Below are 20,740 nucleotides of genomic sequence, written 5' to 3' on the forward strand. Positions count from 1 at the left end.
TTCCTTGTTCGGTGTTCGATATTCGATATTCGTTTTTCTAATACCCGCCTGCTTTTCTCTGTGCAACTCCCCATCTCTATGGTCTCTGTGTTGAAAATCACTACTTTTCCTCAATCACTCAACAACAGCTGTTTCTTTTTCAACACAGAGATTGGGAGAAACAGAGGGGCACAGATTTTTTTCATATAACAAGCCTTATTACCACTTAGTAGTAGATAGCATAAGGCTTGTTATATATATGCTCTGATAAAGCCCTTTTGAATATCGAATATCGAACAAGGAATATCGAATGTCGAAGTGTCTTATGTTTTTCCACTTCGGCGTTCCTTGTTCGGTGTTCGATATTCGATATTCGTTTTTCTAATACCCGCCTGCTTTTCTCTGTGCAACTCCCCATCTCTGTGGTCTCTGTGTTGAAAATTACTACTCATTCTCAATCACTCAACAACAACTGTTTCTTTTTTCAACACAGAGATTAGGAGAAACAGAGGGGCACAGAGTTTTCATTTTTTTAAAGTTTTGTATCTGGTCAATGAGCTAACTTCTATCTAACAGAAATAATATCGAATATCGAATCCCGCCAGGGCGGGAAATATCGAATGTCGAAGTATTTTATTTTTTCACTTCGGCGTTCCTTGTTCGATATTCGATGTTCGATATTCTAATGCCCGCCTCCCTGCATCACCACATCCTCCTCATTTACTTTGCTTGCTTTGATCAGAAAAGTGGCCGCACAGGCAATCAGTAATAACACACCGCCAAAACTGATGGCTTTGCCGGGATCATTGTCCAGAAAATGTTCCAGTACATATCCGAAAGTGGTGGTTTGTAGAATCATCGGTATAACGATCATCATGTTAATGATACCCATGTACACCCCATATCTTTCTTTGGGAATATTGTGCACCACCATCAGATAAGGTACGCCCATCATGCTGGCCCAGGCAATACCGAAGCCGGTCATGGGGGCGAATAATACGTATTTGTTTTCGATATGCGGGAAGATGAGCAGACCTACCCCGGCTAACAACAAACAAGTTATATGTACAGCTTTGGGACTGTATTTTTTAGCCACTATCACCAATCCGAAAGCCGACAAAAAAGTAACCACATTGTACCAGCCGTTAACGAGTCCGGCCCAGCCTACGGCTTCTTCGTACAATCTGGGATCTTTTGATGGTGAGGTTTTCCATACAGACTGGGCAATGCTTTTAGAAGCATTCTGCCAGTAACAGAAGAGAGCATACCATTGAAACAGATACACCAGTGCCAGTTGCCACATTACTTTGGGCATGTCTTTGATGGCATGGGCTATTTCGATAAAAGGGCCGAATACAGTTTTTTTATTGGCTTTGAGCGCGGCCAGTTCTTCTTCGGTAGGAGGGATCTCGGGTGTTTTACTGATAGACCATAATACGGATGAGATGGAACAGAGAGAACCGAGAAAGAAAGAACCGAATACCCAGTAAGGAATCTGCCCGTGTGTCTGTTTCAGAAAACCTACCTGTTGAAACACAAACAATGAAACATTGGCGAGGGTGATACCAAGGCCGGTAAAAAAACTCTGCGTTAAAAAACCGGTAGGCATTTGTGAACTGGGCAGTTTATCGGCAATAAAAGCGCGATAGGGTTCCATAGCGGTATTGTTGGCCGCATCGAGTACCCATAACAAACCGGCGGCCATCCACAAAGAACTGCTGAAGGGGTAGAGGAAGAGACAGAGACTACAAAACAAGGCACCAATAAAGAAATAGGGTTTTCGACGACCAAAGCGGGGATGCCAGGTTTTATCGCTTAAAGCGCCGATAATGGGCTGGATCAGGAGGCCCGTCATGGGGCCTGCCAGGTTCAGCAGGGGAATTTCATCGGGTTTGGCACCGAGGAAGTCGTAAATAGGGTTAACAGCGCTCTGCTGCAGGCCAAAACTGTACTGGATCCCAAAGAATCCGACGTTCATGTTAATGATCTGCATGAAACTGAGGCGCGGTTTGGATAACGACATAACAATCGGTTAGTTAGGTGTTACTAAAAATAGGTAAAACAGGGAGTATAACCGACGCCTGTTGAGGGTTTCGGGCAAATTAGTTTTGCTGGTAACGTTACCGGGAACGATTGCGTAGAAAAAAAATCGTTTTCGCTTTCTGCATTGTCTTTATAGGTGTAGCATTGGATTGGTATCTATGCTGGCCCGGACCTCACAAAAGGGCCTTTGATACCGGTGGATTTGCCAAAATAACGATTGTAGAAACTGCTTGTCATGTCTGTAGCTCTCAAACATTGCTCTGTTTTGCCTGTTGCTGCTCCTCTCCGCAACAGTATATCCGTCCTTTCTTCCATTCCCAACTTATTTTTTATGGATCGTTTAAAACGTTTGCGTATGCTTATGAAACGGGTAAACCTGTGTATGGCTTTGCTGGCAGGTTTGCTGCTGCTGCAGCCTTTGGCGCTGCTGGCACAGGAAAAGAAATTTGAGGTAAAAGGTAAAGTTACTTCTACCGATAACCAGCCATTGGAAGGAGTAAGTGTATCGGTAAAAGGCCAGCAGGCCGGTACCGTAACAGACCAGTCCGGTCAATACCGCATTCTCGTAGCCAATGGTAATGTTACCCTTTCCTTCTCCTATGTGGGTTATGCCCAACGCCAGGAAGCGGTGAAAGGAAGAAACACGGTAAATGTTTCCATGACCGCCGAAACCAAAGAATCGGAAGAAGTGGTGGTGATCGGTTACCAGACCATCAAACGAAAGAACCTGCTGGCTTCCGTATCGAGTGTGGGTGCCAAAGACCTGAAAGATATCCCCGTTAACTCTGCTGCAGAAGCGCTGAACGGTCGTTTGGCAGGTGTTACCGCTACTACAGCTGAAGGCTCGCCTGATGCTGATATCCGCGTGAGGATCCGGGGTGGTATGTCTATCACCGGCGATAACTCGCCGCTGTACATCGTTGATGGTGTGCAGGTAGAAAATGGTTTATCAGCGCTCTCTCCCCAGAATATTCAAACCATTGATGTGTTGAAAGATGCCGCCGCTACCGCCATTTATGGTGCCCGTGGTGCCAATGGGGTAGTGGTAATCACTACCAAAAGCGGAAGGCCCGGCAGATTAACCCTCAGCTATAATGGTTTTATCGGGTTTAAGAAGCTGGCTAAAAAACTGGATGTATTGTCGCCTTATGATTATGTTATCTATCAATCTGAAAGATCACGCGGCAGCAGCACAGACAGTACCACTTTTACCCGCAACTTCGGTACCACCTGGGATACCCTGAATAATTATAAGAATGTTGCCGCGGTTGACTGGCAGAATGAAGTAGCCGGCAGAACAGGCATTATGCAAACGCACAATGTATCAGCTATGGGTGGCAGCAGAAAACTCACTTACAACTTCGGTTATACCTACAACAATGATAAAGCCATTGTACTCAACTCTGATTACAAAAGGCATTTGCTGAACCTGAAAACGGATTATCGTATAACCGAAAAACTCAGGCTCGGTGTATCTGCGCGTTATACCCGTACCGATGTATATGGTGCCGGGATCTCTTCAGAGCAGGGTTCTTCATACAGCCGTTTGCGTAATGCGGTGAAGTACCGTCCCTTTCTTTCTGCCAACCAGGATCTCGAAGATGCCGATCCGCTGGCCGATCCGAATGTGGGTAATGGACTGAACCTCGTGAACCCGATCTCATTGGCCAATGCAGAATACCGCAGAAAATCAACCGATGTATTTAATATCACTACCAGCCTTACCTACAATATTACCCGTAACCTGACTTTCAAGTCTACTTTCGGGTATGATTACAGTAACCTGATAGACCGCCAGTTCAGTGATTCCATTACGCCGTATTCTGTGATCCAGGGTTCGAGAAAACCCATTGCACAGCTGGATTCATTGACCAGGAAAACACTGACTAATTCCAATGTGTTAACGTATTCGGTCAGCAAATTCAAGGGCAAACATGATTTTGATTTCCTCGTTGGACAGGAAACCTATGACCTGCGTACAGAACTGCATACGCAGCTGATCCGCTTATATCCTACCAACACTTCGCCCGATGATGCATTTAATAAAACAGGATTGGGTGTTCCTTTTACCGGCTATCCGAAACTGAATAAAACAAGGTATACCAACCTGTCATTCTTCAGCAGGGTGAATTATACCTATATGAACAAATACTATTTCTCTTTCAACGTACGTGCCGATGGTGCTTCCAAATTTGCACCGGGCAAACAGTGGGGTTATTTCCCATCCGGTTCTGTGGCATGGAGGGTGAAGAATGAGAAATTCCTCGAGAACGTAAAAGCGATCAGCGACCTGAAGTTCAGGGTGGGTATGGGTACCGTGGGTAATAACCGCATCAACGATTATCTCTTCCTGACCACTTTCCGTAACGATGGTGCTTATTACTATGGATTGAATAACCAGGCCATCACGGCTTATTATTCTTCCGGCCTGGTGAATGAAGGTTTACAGTGGGAGTCGAATGTGAGCCGTAACTACGGTATGGACATCAGTTTCCTGAGCGACAGGATCAGTCTGAGTGTGGATTATTACAACAACAATGCAAAGAACCTGTTGCTGAATGTACCGATCGCTTCTACTTACGGTTATTCTACTCAGCTGCAGAATATCGGGAAAACATCCAATAAGGGTGTAGAGATCCAATTGAATGCGATTGTGATCAAAAAAGCAGCTTTCAGCTGGTCGTCTAATTTTAATATGGCTTTTAATACCAACCGGGTAGAAGCTTTGGGACAGAATCAAAAGCTGTTTTACCCTGCTGCCAGCTGGGGTGTATCCGGTCAGCCAACCGATTATATTGTGCGTATCGGAGATCCGGTAGGCGCTATGTGGGGATTGGTGAATGATGGATTCTACAAAGTATCTGATTTTGATTATAACGCCGCTACTTCTGTTTACACGCTGAAAGCCGGAGTAGTAAACAATTCGGGTATCATTGGCACTGTGCAGCCGGGTTCGGTTAAGTTTAAAGACCTGGATGGGGATGGTGTGATTAATCTCGATAAAGACCGTACCATCATTGGTAACCCAACGCCTAAGTTTACGGGTGGATGGAACAACCAGTTTACTTACAAAAACTGGGATATGAGTGTATTTGTGAACTTCTCTTACGGTAATGATATTTATAATGCCAACAAGATCGAGTTCACCAACGGGTATACCGCTAACTCCAATATGCTGGCCCTGATGGCTAACCGCTGGAAAGTGGTAACCGAAACAGGGCAAACTGCCCAGTGGGTAAATGGTTCAGGTCAGGCAGTAGGTATTGCACCTGATCAGTTGGCTGCCTTAAATGCCAATGCCACTATCTGGCAGCCGATCAAGAGTGCCGGTGCGTTCTATCCCAGTTCATGGGCCATTGAAAAAGGATCTTTCCTGCGCGTGAATAACCTGACGATTGGTTATACACTGCCTTCTGCAACACTCGCTAAAATGAAGATCAACAAACTAAGGTTCTATTTCACCGCTAATAACCTGGCTGTATTTACCAGTTACACAGGATATGATCCGGAAGTGAGTGTGCGTAACAGTCCGCTTACCCCCGGCCTGGATTATTCAGCCTATCCCAAAAGCCGCAGTTTTATTTTCGGCGTAAATGCAACCTTTTAATATAACCCAACTAAATGTTCTGATATGAATACGAAACATTTTTATAAACTGACAATCCTTACCGCAGCAGGTTTCCTGTTGTTGTTTGCCAGTTGTAAGAAATTTCTCGACCAGCAACCCATCACCGATGTGAGTGCCGAAGTGGTATTCAGCGATGTGCCCAGTGCCTACAAAGCATTGGCCGGTGTATACAGCCGGCTGGTGGGTGATGCGGGTTTTGGTATCCGTTTGAGTTTGTATTATACCGTAGATACAGATGAGATGCAGGGGCCTACCGGCAATGCAGATAACGACCGCCGTGATATTGCCCGTTACAGCGCCACACCGGGTAATGCGCAGATCACCAATCCGTTTAACCAGTTATTTACCGGTATTGAGTATGCCAATATCTGTATCGCCAATATCCCTAAGATGGCCATGTATAACAGCGGAACCGATCAGCAGAAAAAACAGCTGCAGCGTATGTACGGCGAAGCGTTGACCTTACGTGCCCAGTTCTATTTTGAAGCCATCAAACATTGGGGCGATCTGCCGGCGCATTTCAGTCCGGCTTCTTCACTCGCATCCGGCAACCCTTTCCCTGCGAGAACGGACCGAGATACTTTGTACAACCGACTGCTGGCTGATCTGAAAACAGCTGCTGACCTGGTGCCCTGGAAAAATGAAGTGACCGCTATCGGCGATCAGGTAGATGAGCGTATTACCAAAGGAGCGGTAAAAGGATTACGTGCCCGTATTGCTTTGTTCAGGGGAGGATTTTCTTTGCGCAGTGATGGAACCATGAAACGTGCTTCTGATTACCAGACATATTACCAGGTAGCGAAAGATGAGTGTAATGATATCATCAATTCTGCACAACATGCTTTAAACCCCAGTTTCAAAAATCTCTGGAAGAACCAGGTAAATGCACATGCTGTTGCCGATCCGCAGGGAGAACTGATGTTCCAGGCAAGTGCCATTGGTGGGGTTGCGGCAGAAGATACCAAACTGGGTTATTATAACGGACCCACCGTGAATAACCTTGGCAATAAAAGTATCAACGTATTACCTACTTATTTCTATGCATTCGATTCAACCGACCAGCGCAGGGATGTAACCTGTGCCGTATACAATGTGGCGGCAGATGGTACCACTAAAATAGGGCAGGCTATTACGGCTATCTGTGATGGTAAATACAGAAGAGACTGGATCACCAATCCTTCTTTTGCGCCCACCAATGCTATCCAGTATTTTGGATTAAAATGGCAGATCCTTCGTTACTCCGATGTATTGCTCATGTTTGCAGAAGCAGAGAATGAACTGAACGGACCCACTGCAGCCGCTTACAACGCCGTTAACCAGGTAAGAAGAAGAGGGTACGGAAAAGCGATCGGCACCGTAGACGCTACTGTTGATCTGCCTGCCGGTTTAAACAAAACTGCTTTCTTCGATGCCATCGTAAAAGAGCGCTCACTGGAACTGGGTGGAGAAGGCATCCGCAAATTTGACCTGATTCGCTGGAACCTGCTGGCTTCCAAAATTGCAGCCACCAAAACAGCACTGCTGGCCATGTCTACCCTGGCGGCACCTTACAATACTTTACCGGTATCGATGTATTACAGAACAGGTTCTACTTCTGATGATAATACCTATACCGGTGGTTTGTGGGCCAATTCCTTTTATAAAGCGGCACCCGGTTCGGCACCTGCCGGAACTACAAGGGTGGTTTGGTTAAGTGCGGCTATCAATACAACCGCCCTTTCGCGGTATGCCACCGGATTTGTAACAGGTAAATCTGAATTGCTTCCACTGCCACAGCCGGCAAGAGATGCGAACCTGAACCTCTCGCAGAATCCCGGTTACTAAACACAGATAAATGATATAACAAGACCGCCCTGCACGGCGGTCTTGTTTTTTTAAGTATACCAGCAAAACCAATACTATCCGTTGCGACAACGTTTGCGTAGTTATTGTATTAACAGCCCCAAAGAAAGTTTATATTAGTTCTTCAAATTAAACCATATGAAATACCTGTATCTGTTAGGAATACTGTCTTTGTTTTCGTTTGCTGCCATTGCCCAGTCAAAAGATGAAAAAGCCGTGGTGGAAGCTGTAGAAAAACTCCGCCAGGCCATGATCAGTGGCGACAGAACTTCGCTCGAGAATATTGCCATGGATAGTCTCAGTTATGGCCATTCCGGCGGTAAGGCAGAGAACAAAACCTCTTTTGTAGAGAATATCGCTTCTGGTAAATCAGATTTTGTAACCATCGAGTTATCTGAACAAACGGTTTCTGTAGTTAATAAAAATGCCATTGTACGTCATACACTGTTGGCCAATATCAACGATGGTGGCAAACCCGCCGTAGTAAAACTGAAAGTGTTGCTGGTATGGGTAAAAGAAAAAGGCGAATGGAAATTACTGGCCCGGCAGGCAGTGAAACTAACGAGCTAGGGTTCTGTCGGTAGACTCGCGGATAAATAATTGAGGCGGCAGGATGCGCTGTTCAAATTCTTTTACGGGTCTTTTACTTTCTATCTGGTGTATCAGTAATTCTGTAGATAACTGGCCCATTTCAAAAGCCGGCTGGCGAACAACCGACAAAGAGGGTGATAAAAGATCGGTCAGATCCAGGTTGGAGAAACCGATCAATGCTACATCATCCGGCACGCGGATCTTTCGCTTTTTGAAGTAACGGAGACAATTGGTAGTAAGTTTATCGGCAGATGCCATGATGGCGTCTGGTTTTTGCGGCTGTTGCAGTAAGGCGGTTAGGGAATCTTCCACTTCGTCGTACAGCATACCGCCATGCAGGCAGTGCTGCACATAGTTTTCGTTGTAAGCAAGTCCGCTGTCTTCCAGCGCCTTCCGGTAACCACCTAATCTTTCCTTGGTAATAGAGAGGTATTCAGAACCGGCAAGTGCGGCAATATGCCGGTAGCCGCACTGCACCAGGTGAATGGTGGCATCGTAAGCGCCTTTGAAATTATCAACGATCACTTTATGTGTTTCCATTTCATCTACCACCCGGTCAAAAAATACAATGGGAAAACCCCGGTCGTGCAGGTTACGCAGGTGTTCAAGGTCTTTGGTCTCTGATGAAACAGACACCAGCAAACCATCAATAGAGCGGGAAGCGAGGTATTGTACGTTAAGCACTTCTCGTTCGTAAGATTCATGGCTTTGGGCAATGATCACATTGTAGCCCATATCGTAGGCAATGGATTCGATGCCGTTGATGGTCTGGGAAAAAAAGCTATTGGCGATCTCGCAAACGATGATCCCGATGGAGCGGCTTCTTTTCTCTTTCAGACTTAAAGCAATGGGGTTGGGCCGGTAGTTGATCTTTTCGGAATATTCCAGCACTTTCTTTTTGGTCTCCGGGCTGATCTCATAACTATCACGCAATGCCCGGGATACGGTTGAAGTGGAAAGTCCCAATGCTTTGGCAATATCTTTGATGGTAACAGCTTCAAACTTCATAGCGGGCGGTTTAAGGCTTTTTACAGCCGGATACCTTTCGGAACTTTAAAAATACGCTATTTATGGAAGAGCGCCATTACAGCCTTCCGGGAGGCCGGAATGGTGTGTTTTTTTTGAAGGGTGGGAGTGGATTTGCTGAGGTAGATCAAATCGGGTTCCGATGGCCTGAGAAGCTTGTTTGTAAAGGGTTTGTATATACTTTAAACCGGGAACGTTTGCGTAAATAAATAGGTGTTTTCTGCGGGAAACTGCTGAATTACTGAGTAGACTTGTACCAGCTAACGAGCTAAGATCCAGGGGAATGCCATGACAATTATGCTTACCATCCTGTTACAAAAAAAAACAAAAGGTTTCGCTGTTCCGCACAGTGACCGCTATGCGTATAGGGTAACGGCAAACCACCTTATTTCTTCCTTTTTATTGGTATATACAAGCAAGCAATCGAAAGAAGCTATGCAGCGAAAGCTGTGTAGCTTGCTTTTGCGTGTATCCTTTCCTTTTTATTTAGCTAAACCCAGAACCTGTTGATGAAAAAGATAATTGCATTTGCATCTTTACTTATGTTGATGGCTTTTGGTATGCCTGAAAAAAAGATCCGGATCTTTCTGATCGGTGATTCTACCATGGCCGATAAACCCTTGGCCGATAATCCGGAGAGAGGCTGGGGACAACTGTTTCCTGATTTTTTAACAGAAGCGGTGCAGGTAAAAAACTATGCCGTTAATGGCAGAAGCACCAAAAGTTTTATCAGAGAAGGCCGTTGGGATTCTGTGATGAAAAATCTGCAGGCCAATGATTATGTGTTTATCCAGTTTGGTCATAACGATCAGAAAAAAGAAGATAGTAACCGTTACGCTGCTCCGCAGGGTTTGTACCGCGATAACCTGATCCGTTTTGTAAAAGAAACCCGGTTAAAAGGCGCTATACCGATCCTGGTTACGCCGGTAATGCGGAGAAAATTTGATGCGAATGGAAAATTTGTGGACCAGCACGGAGAATACCCGGCAGTGGTAAGAGCGGTAGCCAAAGACATGAATGTATTACTCATTGATCTGCATAAAAGCAGCCAGGCCCTGATTGAGAGAGAAGGCGTGGAAGGTTCAAAGAAACTATTCTTATGGATCGATCCGAAACATTTTAAAGCTGCTGCTGACGGGAAAAAAGACGACACACATTTTTCTGCTTATGGTGCTGCCCAGGTGGCATCGTTGGTTTGTGCAGAAATAAATGAAAAGAATTTTCCACTGGCTCAATACCTGAAACCTTCCGCACATCCGGAAAAGCTGGCGTATGAATTACCCAAGATCTGCCAACCTCATTTCAAAAAAGATACTTTTCATATCCTCCGTTTCGGAGCCGTAAGTGATGGTGTTACCCTGAATACCAAAGCCATCCAGGCTACCATTGATGCCTGCGAAAAAAATGGTGGTGGTACTGTTTTGATACCTGCCGGCTTATGGCTTACCGGACCGATCGTATTAAAGAGTAATATAGACTTACACGCCGTAAGGGGTGCACTGGTGTCGTTTACAGAAGATAAAACCCAATACCCGCTGGTAGCTTCTTCTTTTGAAGGTGTTGAAGCGGCCCGCTGCCAATCGCCCATCTCAGCTACGGATGCAGAAAATATTGCGATCACCGGTGCCGGCATCTTTAACGGATCGGGCAATGTATGGCGGCCTGTGAAAAAAGGAAAGATCACTGATTCGGAGTGGAAGAATTTACAGCGCACCGGTTTTTTATCGGCCGATAAATCCAGCTGGTATCCATCCGCATCTGCCTTAAGGGGTTCCGTAACGGGGGATGTAGGTAAACTCAGCTCCGGTAAAAAGCTATCCGATTTTGAAGATGTGCGCGATTTTTTACGGCCTAATTTTCTGCGTATCAGCCAGTGTAAAAATGTTTTGCTGGAAGGAGTCACTTTTGAAAACTCACCTGCCTGGACCATGCATCTCGCTGTAAGCCAGCATATCACCATCAAAAATGTAACGGTAAAAAATCCCTGGTACGGACAGAATACCGATGCGCTCGACCTGGAATCCTGTGCCAATGTATTGATTGATGGTTGTTCGTTTGATACGGGTGATGATGGGATCTGCATCAAATCCGGTCGCGATGAGGAAGGCCGGAAACGCGGTATACCTACTGAAAATGTGATTGCACAGAATACAACCGTATATCATTCGCATGGCGGTTTTGTGATCGGCAGTGAAATGAGTGGCGGTGCCCGGAATATTTTTGTATCCAACTGTACGTTTATCGGATCGGATATAGGTCTGCGGTTTAAAACTACCCGCGGCAGAGGGGGTGTGGTAGAAAAGATCTATGCATCCCATATCCAGATGAAAGATATAGCCGGCGAAGCGATACTGTTTGATATGTATTATATGGCCAAAGATCCGGTTCCATTGGCGGGCGAAAAAGCAGAGATGCCGAAGATCGAAACCCTGCCCGTAAATGAAGGCACACCGGTTTTCCGGGATTTCTTTTTTAATGATATTGTTTGTAAAGGAGCTGAGAAAGCGATTTTTATCCGCGGTATTCCCGAAATGAATATCCGGAACGTACAGATCAGTAATGCGGTATTGCAATCGCGCAAAGGCATTGAATGTACAGAAGCTACCGGTGTGGCATTGAAAAATATCCGGCTGGTAACAGCGGAACCATCGCCGCTGATATATATCCAGAATAGCAACGGCGTTTCGTTTGATAACCTGATGTATGATTTGCCAACGGATCTGTTGTTCAGTGTAAATGGAGATAGGTCGGCCAATATCAAAGTTAGCGAGACAGATTTTTCCAAAGCCAAAAGCAAAACCAGTTTCGGGTTTGGTGCACAATCTTCATCCCTGATCATTAAGTAACTATTATGAAAAAAATCATCCGTTTTAGTCTTGTTCTTAGTTTGCTGATAGCCCTGCTTCCGGCACTGCAGGCACAGAACTGGTCTGAGAAAATGGCTAAAACCGTTATGACCATCTGGAAGGATTCTTTGTATACCAATCCTGCCAAACCCGCCAAATGGACCTATGACCAGGGTGTGATCCTGAAAGGAATAGAAGGGCTTTGGTACCAGACAGGCGATGGTAAATATTTTGCTTACATGCAGAAATGCATGGATTTTTTTGTGAATGAAAAAGGAGAGATCAGAACCTACAAGCAGGCTGATTATAACCTCGACAATGTGCTTTGTGGCAGGATACTGCTCACGCTTTACCATGTAACCGGTAAAGAAAAATATTTTAAAGCTGCTCAAACCCTGCGTGAGCAGTTGCGTAACCAACCCCGCACCAACGAAGGCGGTTTCTGGCACAAGAAAATCTACCCTTACCAGATGTGGCTCGATGGATTGTATATGGCCGAGGCATTTTACACAGAATATGCGGTTACCTATAACGAGCCCGACGCGTTGAATGATATTGTGAACCAGTTCCGCTGGATGGAGTTACACGCCCGCGATGCCAAAACAGGTTTGTTGTACCATGGCTGGGACGAAAGCAAAACCCAGAAATGGGCCAACCCGCAAACAGGCTTATCGCCGCATTTCTGGGCCAGGGCCATGGCCTGGTATGGCATGGCTTTGGTAGATGTGCTGGAGAATTTTCCCGCAGATCATCCCGGAAGAGATACACTCAGGGCTATTCTCCAGCGTTTTGCAAACGCTATCAGAAAAGTACAAGACCCTGCTACCGGTTTGTGGTACGATATCATTAATCTACCCAAAGAAAAAGGTAACTACTTCGAAGCTTCGGCCAGTTCCATGTTTGTATGTGCCATCGCCAAAGCGGTTAGGTTGGGACATTTACCAGCTTCTTATCTCCCGGTTGCTCAAAAAGGATTTGCCGGCATACTCAAAGAATTTGTAAAAACTGATGCCAACGGACAAACCAATCTGCATGGTACGGTAAGTGTAAGTGGTTTGGGCGGTAATCCTTACCGCGATGGCAGTTACGGTTATTACATGAGCGAACCGGTAGTGGTGAATGATCCGAAAGGGGTAGGTGCTTTTTTACAGGCGGCCAACGAAATGGCATTGCTGAAAACATTACCCGAAGGAAAAGGAAAAACTGTGTTGCTCGATGATTATTTTAATGCTGAAAAAAAGAAAGACATACTCGGAACGGTAAAACCTTATCATTACAAATGGTATGAGTTATACAACAACGGCTTCTCTTTACTGGGCCAGGTCTTCAGAAGTAAGGGCGTGGCCACACAAACATTGAGCGAAGCGCCCACCGCCAAGAATCTGCGCGATGCAGATATCTACCTGATCGTAGATGCAGATAATACAACTGATAACCCTACCCCCAATTATGTGCAACCAAAAGATGCGGAAGAAGTATATAACTGGGTAAAAGCCGGCGGGGTATTGGTATTGATGCATAATGATAAGGGCAACGCGGAATTTGAACACTTTAACCAGCTGGCAGAAAAATTCGGGATCCATTTTAATGAAGACAGCCGTAACCGCGTGATCGGTAATGAATACAGTGGTGGTAAGATCGAGATCCCTGCGGGTAACCCGATTCTGCCTTCTGTAAAAAAGATATACCAGAAAGAGATCAGCAGCCTATTGTTGCAAGCACCGGCCAAAGCGCTGCTGACCAAGGAAGATGGTACCGTTATTTTTGCGGTGGCCAAAATCGGTAAGGGAACTGTTTTTGCTACCGGTGATCCCTGGTTATACAACGAGTATACAGATGGCCGAAAGCTGCCCGCCGAATACGAAAATTTTCCAGCTGCACAGCAGTTGGTTTCCTGGCTGATCAAACAGATACCTGGTAAGGAGGTCCGTAAAAAGAAATGAGAATCCATTCATGGCATATTATCCGGTTCGTATGGGTGGTAGCCTGTTACATTTTCTGTAGCAGTTGTATCATGGTACCTGCTACGGCACAACCTCCTGTTAAAGCCATCATTGTAGATCAGGCAGGCAACGGCGATTTTACGAGCATCCAGGATGCGATCAATAGTTTACCTGATAAAGCAACAGCACCGAGGATCATTTTTATCCGTAATGGTCTGTACCAGGAGAAGATCTTTATCGAAAAAGATTTTATCACGTTGGTAGGGGAAGATAAGAACAAGACCCTGTTGCAAATCTCCCTGGCCCGCGAGATCTGGCGCTGCGAGAACCCGGATGATTGGGGCGTGGCTACCATTAACCTCAAAGGCAGTGATATTACGCTGGAGAACCTCACCATTTCCAATACATTCGGATTAGATCATGTTACTGATACCGAAGGTGTACATGTAGATTGCCGTGCAGATAGCCTCAATCCCTTTAAAACGGTTAAACGCGATAGCCACCAGATGGCTTTGCGCAGTTTTGAAACCACCCGGTTGATCGTTCGAAACTGTATTCTGCGTGCCTATGGTGGCGATACGGTGAGTCCGTGGAATACCGATAACGGTATGTTCTATTTCAAAGACTGCCTGATGGAAGGTGGGGTTGATTTTTATTGTCCACGCGGCTGGGCCTGGGCCGAGAACTGCGAATTTGTGGCACATAGTAAAACAGCGGCGATCTGGCATGATGGTTCTGTACACAAAGATTCCAAAACCGTATTGATGAACTGCCGGTTCAGTGGCGATGATGGATTTAAACTGGGCCGTTATCACCGCGATGCACAGTTCTATATTCTCAATGCTTCTTTCCCGGAGAATATGGCGGATGCACCCATTTATCTCAATCCATCTAATCCGCAGAACCTGATCCGTTGGGGACATAGGGTCTATTTTTATAACGCACACAGAAAGGGTGGCGATTATGCCTGGCATGCAGATAATCTTTCTGGTGCCGAAGGTTCACCCAAACCTGAAGATATTACCATCCACTGGACGTTTGCCGGTAAATGGCAACCTGCTACAGTGCCGGTGAAAATAGATAAGAAATGGCTGACGGCTTCCTCCCACAAGAAAACACCTGTAGCATCTAACCCTTCTGTTGATTCTATTGCGGAGAATATGTTGTTGTATCAAAGAGCTGTGGGTGGCTGGCCCAAAGCCATTCATGAAGTAAAAGTGAATTACAGCAAACTATTGAGTGAGGCAGAAAAGAAAGCCATACGCGATGATTCTGCACACAAAGATGCCACGATTGATAACAGCGCCACCAGCCGCGAGATCCGTTACCTGGTGAATGCCTACCGGCAAACAAACAATCCCGCTTATCTCGCTGCGGCTGAAAAAGGGATCCGTTACTGTTTGAAGGCACAGTATGCCAACGGAGGCTGGCCGCAGTATTATCCGGATTCTTCTATTTACCGCAGCCAGATCACGTATAATGATGATGCGATGGTGAATGTGCTGAATATTCTGCAGGATATTGTGGAAGGGAAAAATCATTTCGAACTGGTTCATCCATCATTGATCCCTCTTTGCAGGGAGGCTGTACGAAAAGGCGTTGATTGTATACTTAACACACAGATCCTGGTGAATGGGCAACTTACTGCCTGGTGTGCACAATACAATCATATTACCCTGTTACCTGAAATGGCGAGGAAATTTGAACTGGTATCTATCAGCGGCAGTGAGTCGGTAGGTATTACCCGCTTCCTGATGCGTTTACCAAATCCCTCTGCTGCGGTACAGAAAGCCATACAGGCCGCTATCGCCTGGTTTGAAAAGGTAAAGATTGCAGGATACAAATACGGAGATGTGATTGCGCCGGAACAACCGAATGGCAAAGACCGCATTATTCAGCCTGATGCCGGCAGTACCATCTGGGCAAGGTTTTATGAGATTGGTACCAACCGTCCTTTTTTCAGCGGCAGGAATAGTGAGAAAAAATATGAACTGAAAGAGATTGAAAATGAAAGAAGAACCGGTTATGCCTGGTATGGTGTTTGGCCACAGAAATTAGTGCAGGCAGAATATCCTGCGTGGTTGCAAAAACAGAAGAAGTTATAAGTGATGAATACATTGTCGAAAAAAATATTGCAGCAGCTTCCGGCAGAAAATAATTCTGTACCGTTGGTTACTGTATTTGATCTGCCTGAACGGGTGCTACAGTTTGGTACGGGCGTGTTGCTGCGCGGACTGCCGGATCATTTTATTGACCAGGCCAATAAACAGGGCATCTTTAACGGAAGGGTGCTAGTGGTAAAATCTACCGCCACCGGTGCTACGGATGCTTTTGCCAGACAAGATGGATTATACACGATTCTGGAAAAAGGGGTGGTGAATGGAGAAGTGCAAGAGCATACCTATATCAATGCAGCTATCAGCCGTGTAGTATCTGCTGCGGAACAATGGCCGGAAATTCTGGCCGCGGCTGCTAACCCCCATTTACAGATCATCATTTCCAATACAACAGAAGTAGGCATTGTATGGGAAGAAGCGGATGTTACAGCTGTTATACCGGTATCTTTTCCCGGAAGACTATTGGCCTTTCTCGAAGAAAGATACCGCGTAATGAAAGGCGCTACAGAAGCGGGTATGGTAATTGTTCCTACAGAATTGATCGTAGATAACGGAACCAAACTCCGGGAAATTGTAATGTCTCTGGCCGCAAAGAAAGAATTACCGGCAGCATTTATTGATTGGCTGACCCATGCAAATGAGTTCTGCAATTCGCTGGTAGATTGTATTGTGCCCGGTAAATTAGCAGCTGCCGAGCAGGCAAAAGCCGAAGAGCAATTGCATTACCAGGATGAACTGATGATCATGTCGGAACCCTACCGCCTTTGGGCCATCGAAACCAGCCGGCAGCGTACCAAAGAGATACTTTCTTTCAGCACCTGTAACGAGGAAGTGATACTGGCCGCCGATATCAACAAGTTCCGCGAACTGAAACTGCGGTTGCTGAATGCCACACATACCCTTTCCTGCGGACTGGCCCATTTATCCGGATTTGCTACCGTAAAAGCTGCCATGCAGGATCCATTGTTTGAATCCTTTATCTCCACGCTGGTATTCAAGGAAATTGTTCCGTTGGTTACGGGCCCAACGATCTCAGTTGAAGAAGCGGTAGCTTTTGGTAAACAGGTATTAGACCGATTCCGCAACCCACATATCGAACATCTCTGGTTAAATATTACCGCGCAGTACAGTTCTAAAATGCAGATGCGGGTGGTTCCATTGGTGAAAAAACATTTTTCAGTAAATCAGGAAGTACCGGTTTGCATGGCTACCGGTTTCGCCTGCTTTCTGTTATTTATGCGGTCGGATCAGAAAGAAAAAAATCAGTTTTACGGTAACTATCACGGTAAAACCTATCCCATACAGGATGACAAAGCCAGCCTGATGTATCAGGAATGGCAATCAGGTGATCTCGGGGTGGTTGTGCGGGATAGTTTACGCAGCATACCTATTTTTGGAGAGGATCTTTCTGCTTACACTGCATTTACAGAAGCCGTTCTGGGAATAGTAGAATTATTGATAGCTGAAGGACCGGAGAAAACAGTTAGTTCTATCTTAGCAAAAAAAGCATTGGCATGAGTCAAAAACAACGCATACTGCAGGTAAACCCAGGCGATAATGTGCTGGTAGCATTAACAGATCTTTCCAAAGGCGAAGAGCTATCGTTTAATGGTGTTACTTATATACTCACAGAAGATATCGCTGCCAAGCATAAATTCTTTATGCAGGATCTGCAACCTGGTGATGGGATCATTATGTACGGTGTACTGGTGGGTAAAGCCCAGGTAGCGGTTGCCAAGGGAAGCCGCATGAGTACCGAAAATACCAAACATGCGGCCGAACCCTATGCGTACAGACCCAGTCATTACCAGTGGCAGGCGCCAGACACATCCCGCTTTGCGGGTCGCACGTTCAATGGTTACCATCGTTCAGACGGAAGGGTGGGTACGGCCAATTACTGGTTATTCATCCCTACGGTATTCTGCGAGAACCGTAACCTGGATGTGATCAGGGAAGCATTGCATACACAACTGGGGTATGCGGTAACAGATAAATACAAGCAGAAAACACAGTTACTGGTAGAATTATATAAAAGCGGTGCCGATATTCATCATGCTGATCTGACCATCCGCGAATCGATGGTACACACACAGCGTGTGTTCAAGAATGTGGATGGTATCAAATTCCTGAACCACCAGGGAGGTTGTGGCGGCACCCGCCAGGATGCGGCTGTACTCAGTAAATTACTGGCCGCCTATGCCGATCATCCCAATGTGGCAGGTGTAACCATTCTGAGCCTGGGTTGTCAGCACATGCAGACACAGGAACTGTTGGATGATATCAAAAAAAGAAACCCGAATTTTGACAAACCACTGCACATTTTTGAACAACAGCAATCACAGAGCGAGGACCAACTGGTAACAGAAGCCATCCGCACCACTTTTGAAGGTCTGGTGCAGATTAATAAACTGGAAAGAAAACCTGCAACCCTTGATAAATTATGCATTGGCGTAAAATGCGGCGGCAGCGATGGTTTCAGCGGGATCTCTGCTAATCCTGCTGTAGGTTATTGCTCTGATCTCCTGGTGGGTTTGGGAGGAAAAATCCTTCTGGCAGAATTTCCGGAATTATGCGGGGCTGAGCAACAACTGATCGACCGTACAAAAGAAGAAGCGGTGGCGAAAAAATTCATCCACCTGATGCAAACCTATAGCGATGCGGCAGAAAGAGCGGGTTCCGGTTTTGATATGAACCCATCGCCCGGTAATATCAAAGATGGTTTGATCACCGATGCTATTAAAAGTAATGGTGCCGCTAAAAAAGGAGGAGAGTCGCCGGTAGTAGATGTGCTGGATTATACAGAACCCGCTACCAAACCAGGTCTTAGCCTGGTATGTACACCCGGCAATGACGTAGAAGCCACTACCGGAAAAGCGGCCAGTGGCGCTACGCTGATCCTGTTCACTACGGGTTTGGGTACGCCTACGGGTAATCCTGTTTGCCCTACCATTAAAGTAGCCACCAATTCGGCATTGACCAAACGAATGGGCGATATCATAGATATCAATACCGGTCCCATTATTGAAGGAGAAAAAACCATTCAGCAAATGGGAGAAGAGATCTTGGAATATTGTATCCGTGCGGCCAGCGGAGAAGTGATACCGAAAGCAGTGTTACTGAACCAGGATGATTTTATTCCGTGGAAGAGGGGGGTGAGTTTGTGAGTAGTGAGTGGTGAGTGGTGAGTGGTGAGTGGTGAGTCGTGAGTCGTGAGTCGTGAGTCGTGAGTCGTGAGTTTTTTTTGCGAGGGTAAAGGTCGGGAGAGAATGATCAATGAATTAATGAATAAGCATGAAACAATTTTTGGACGAAGATTTTTTATTGAGTAACCGTACGGCGCAGGAACTGTACCATGGTTATGCGGCGGGGATGCCGATTATCGATTACCATTGTCATTTATCGCCGCAGCTGATCGCCACTGATCACCAGTTCAGGAACCTGTCGGAAGTATGGTTATCGGGCGACCATTACAAGTGGCGTGCCATGCGTACCAATGGAATTGATGAAAGTTTTTGTACAGGAGATAAAACGGATTGGCAAAAATTTGAACAGTGGGCAGCTACTGTTCCCTATACCTTACGTAATCCATTGTATCACTGGACACACCTGGAGCTACAGCGGTATTTTGGTGTTCAGGATATACTGGATCCACGAAGTGCGCAGAAAATTTATGACACCTGTACGGGCCTGCTGCAAACCAAAGACTATTCGGTACAAAACCTGTTGCGTAAAATGAACGTGGCCCTGGTATGTACCACCGATGATCCGGTAGACTCTCTGGAACATCACCTGCAATTAAAGAAGGATGGATTTGAGATCCCGATCCTGCCCGCTTTTCGTCCTGACCAGGCCATGAATGTGAGCAGTTCCGTAAACTTCAATAACTATATTAAGAAACTGGAAGCCATCACAGGTATTGCCGTTTCTACTTTTGATGATTTTCTGTATGCATTACAGAACCGGCATGATTTCTTTGCATCCGTGGGTTGCAAAGTATCGGATCATGGACTGGAAGAAATTTACGCGGATGATTTTACAGGATCAGAAATTGATACCCTGTTTGCGAAAATACATTCGGGTAAAGAACTGAATGAAACCGAACAACGCAAATTCCGCTCAGCCATGCTGATCCATTTTGCTGAGTGGGATTGGGAAAAAGGCTGGGTACAACAATTTCATCTCGGTGCCTTGCGTAATAATAATGCACGCAGGCTGCAGCAGCTGGGTCCGGATACGGGTTGGGATTCTATCGGCGATTTTTCGCAGGCGAAAAGTCTCTCTATTTTCCTGAATAAACTGGACAGCGATAACAAACTCGCCAAAACCATTATCTATAACCTGAATCCGGCAGACAATGAAGTGATGGCCACCATGATCGGTAATTACAACGACGGATCGGTTGCCGGTAAAGTGCAGTTTGGTTCTGCCTGGTGGTTCCTTGACCAGAAAGATGGGATGGTGAAACAGCTGAATGCCTTATCCAATATGGGTTTGCTGAGCAAGTTTGTAGGTATGCTGACCGATTCAAGAAGTTTTTTGTCTTTCCCGCGCCACGAATATTTCCGCCGCATTCTCTGCAACCTGTTCGGGGAGGAGATCGAAAACGGCGAATTGCCGAATGATGTGGAATGGGTGGGTAAACTGGTAAAAGATATCTGCTATTATAATGCCCGTTCTTATTTTGGCTGGCAATCCATCCTGCCGGATGGTAAATAAAGCAGCGTG

The 20,740-nt window shown here is 45.9% G+C and carries 11 protein-coding genes; 9 read left to right on the forward strand and 2 right to left on the reverse strand.

Annotated features, from left to right (window positions below):
- Positions 1-661: 661 nt before the first annotated feature.
- Entirely contained in the window at positions 662-2,002 is a 1,341-nt protein-coding gene (locus AC1RNB_RS00050; protein ID WP_493079609.1) for an MFS transporter, read from the reverse strand.
- Between the two features lie 255 nt (positions 2,003-2,257).
- Between AC1RNB_RS00050 and AC1RNB_RS00055 the strand changes: the two genes are divergently transcribed.
- The 3 genes from AC1RNB_RS00055 to AC1RNB_RS00065 all read left to right on the forward strand — a co-directional run bounded on the left by AC1RNB_RS00055 (position 2,258) and on the right by AC1RNB_RS00065 (position 8,062).
- Positions 2,258-5,629 carry a SusC/RagA family TonB-linked outer membrane protein gene (locus tag AC1RNB_RS00055; protein WP_493079611.1) on the forward strand — a complete coding sequence of 1,124 codons (3,372 nt, stop codon included), beginning with the start codon at positions 2,258-2,260 and terminating at the stop codon, positions 5,627-5,629.
- Positions 5,630-5,653: 24 nt separating this feature from the next.
- A complete protein-coding gene (locus AC1RNB_RS00060) occupies positions 5,654-7,474 on the forward strand; it encodes a RagB/SusD family nutrient uptake outer membrane protein (RefSeq protein ID WP_493079613.1) in 1,821 nt (606 codons plus the stop codon).
- Between the two features lie 156 nt (positions 7,475-7,630).
- Positions 7,631-8,062, forward strand: a complete 432-nt coding sequence (locus AC1RNB_RS00065; RefSeq protein WP_493079614.1) for a nuclear transport factor 2 family protein — start codon at positions 7,631-7,633, stop codon at positions 8,060-8,062.
- Here AC1RNB_RS00065 and AC1RNB_RS00070 read toward each other — a convergent pair.
- Complete coding sequence (locus AC1RNB_RS00070) at positions 8,051-9,091, reverse strand: LacI family DNA-binding transcriptional regulator (protein ID WP_493079616.1); 1,041 nt, start codon at positions 9,089-9,091, stop codon at positions 8,051-8,053. The genes AC1RNB_RS00065 and AC1RNB_RS00070 overlap by 12 nt on opposite strands.
- A 527-nt stretch (positions 9,092-9,618) precedes the next feature.
- Here AC1RNB_RS00070 and AC1RNB_RS00075 point away from each other — a divergent pair.
- The 6 genes from AC1RNB_RS00075 to uxaC all read left to right on the forward strand — a co-directional run bounded on the left by AC1RNB_RS00075 (position 9,619) and on the right by uxaC (position 20,731).
- On the forward strand, positions 9,619-11,955 hold the full coding sequence (locus AC1RNB_RS00075) for a glycosyl hydrolase family 28 protein (protein ID WP_493079618.1): 2,337 nt from the start codon (positions 9,619-9,621) through the stop codon (positions 11,953-11,955).
- A 5-nt stretch (positions 11,956-11,960) separates the two neighbouring features.
- A complete protein-coding gene (locus tag AC1RNB_RS00080; RefSeq protein WP_493079620.1) occupies positions 11,961-13,898 on the forward strand; it encodes a glycoside hydrolase family 88 protein in 1,938 nt (645 codons plus the stop codon).
- A complete protein-coding gene (gene pelA, locus AC1RNB_RS00085) occupies positions 13,895-16,003 on the forward strand; it encodes a pectate lyase (protein ID WP_493079621.1) in 2,109 nt (702 codons plus the stop codon). The genes AC1RNB_RS00080 and pelA overlap by 4 nt, the downstream gene beginning before the upstream one ends.
- Positions 16,004-16,006: 3 nt before the next feature.
- Entirely contained in the window at positions 16,007-17,533 is a 1,527-nt protein-coding gene (locus AC1RNB_RS00090; RefSeq protein WP_493079623.1) for a tagaturonate reductase, read from the forward strand.
- A complete protein-coding gene (locus tag AC1RNB_RS00095; RefSeq protein ID WP_493079625.1) occupies positions 17,530-19,179 on the forward strand; it encodes a UxaA family hydrolase in 1,650 nt (549 codons plus the stop codon). The genes AC1RNB_RS00090 and AC1RNB_RS00095 overlap by 4 nt, the downstream gene beginning before the upstream one ends.
- A gap of 127 nt (positions 19,180-19,306) precedes the next feature.
- Positions 19,307-20,731 carry a glucuronate isomerase gene (uxaC, locus tag AC1RNB_RS00100; RefSeq protein WP_493079627.1) on the forward strand — a complete coding sequence of 475 codons (1,425 nt, stop codon included), beginning with the start codon at positions 19,307-19,309 and terminating at the stop codon, positions 20,729-20,731.
- The last annotated feature ends 9 nt before the right edge of the window (positions 20,732-20,740 follow it).

Source organism: Sediminibacterium sp. GW821-FHT12F12 (genome assembly GCF_058806635.1).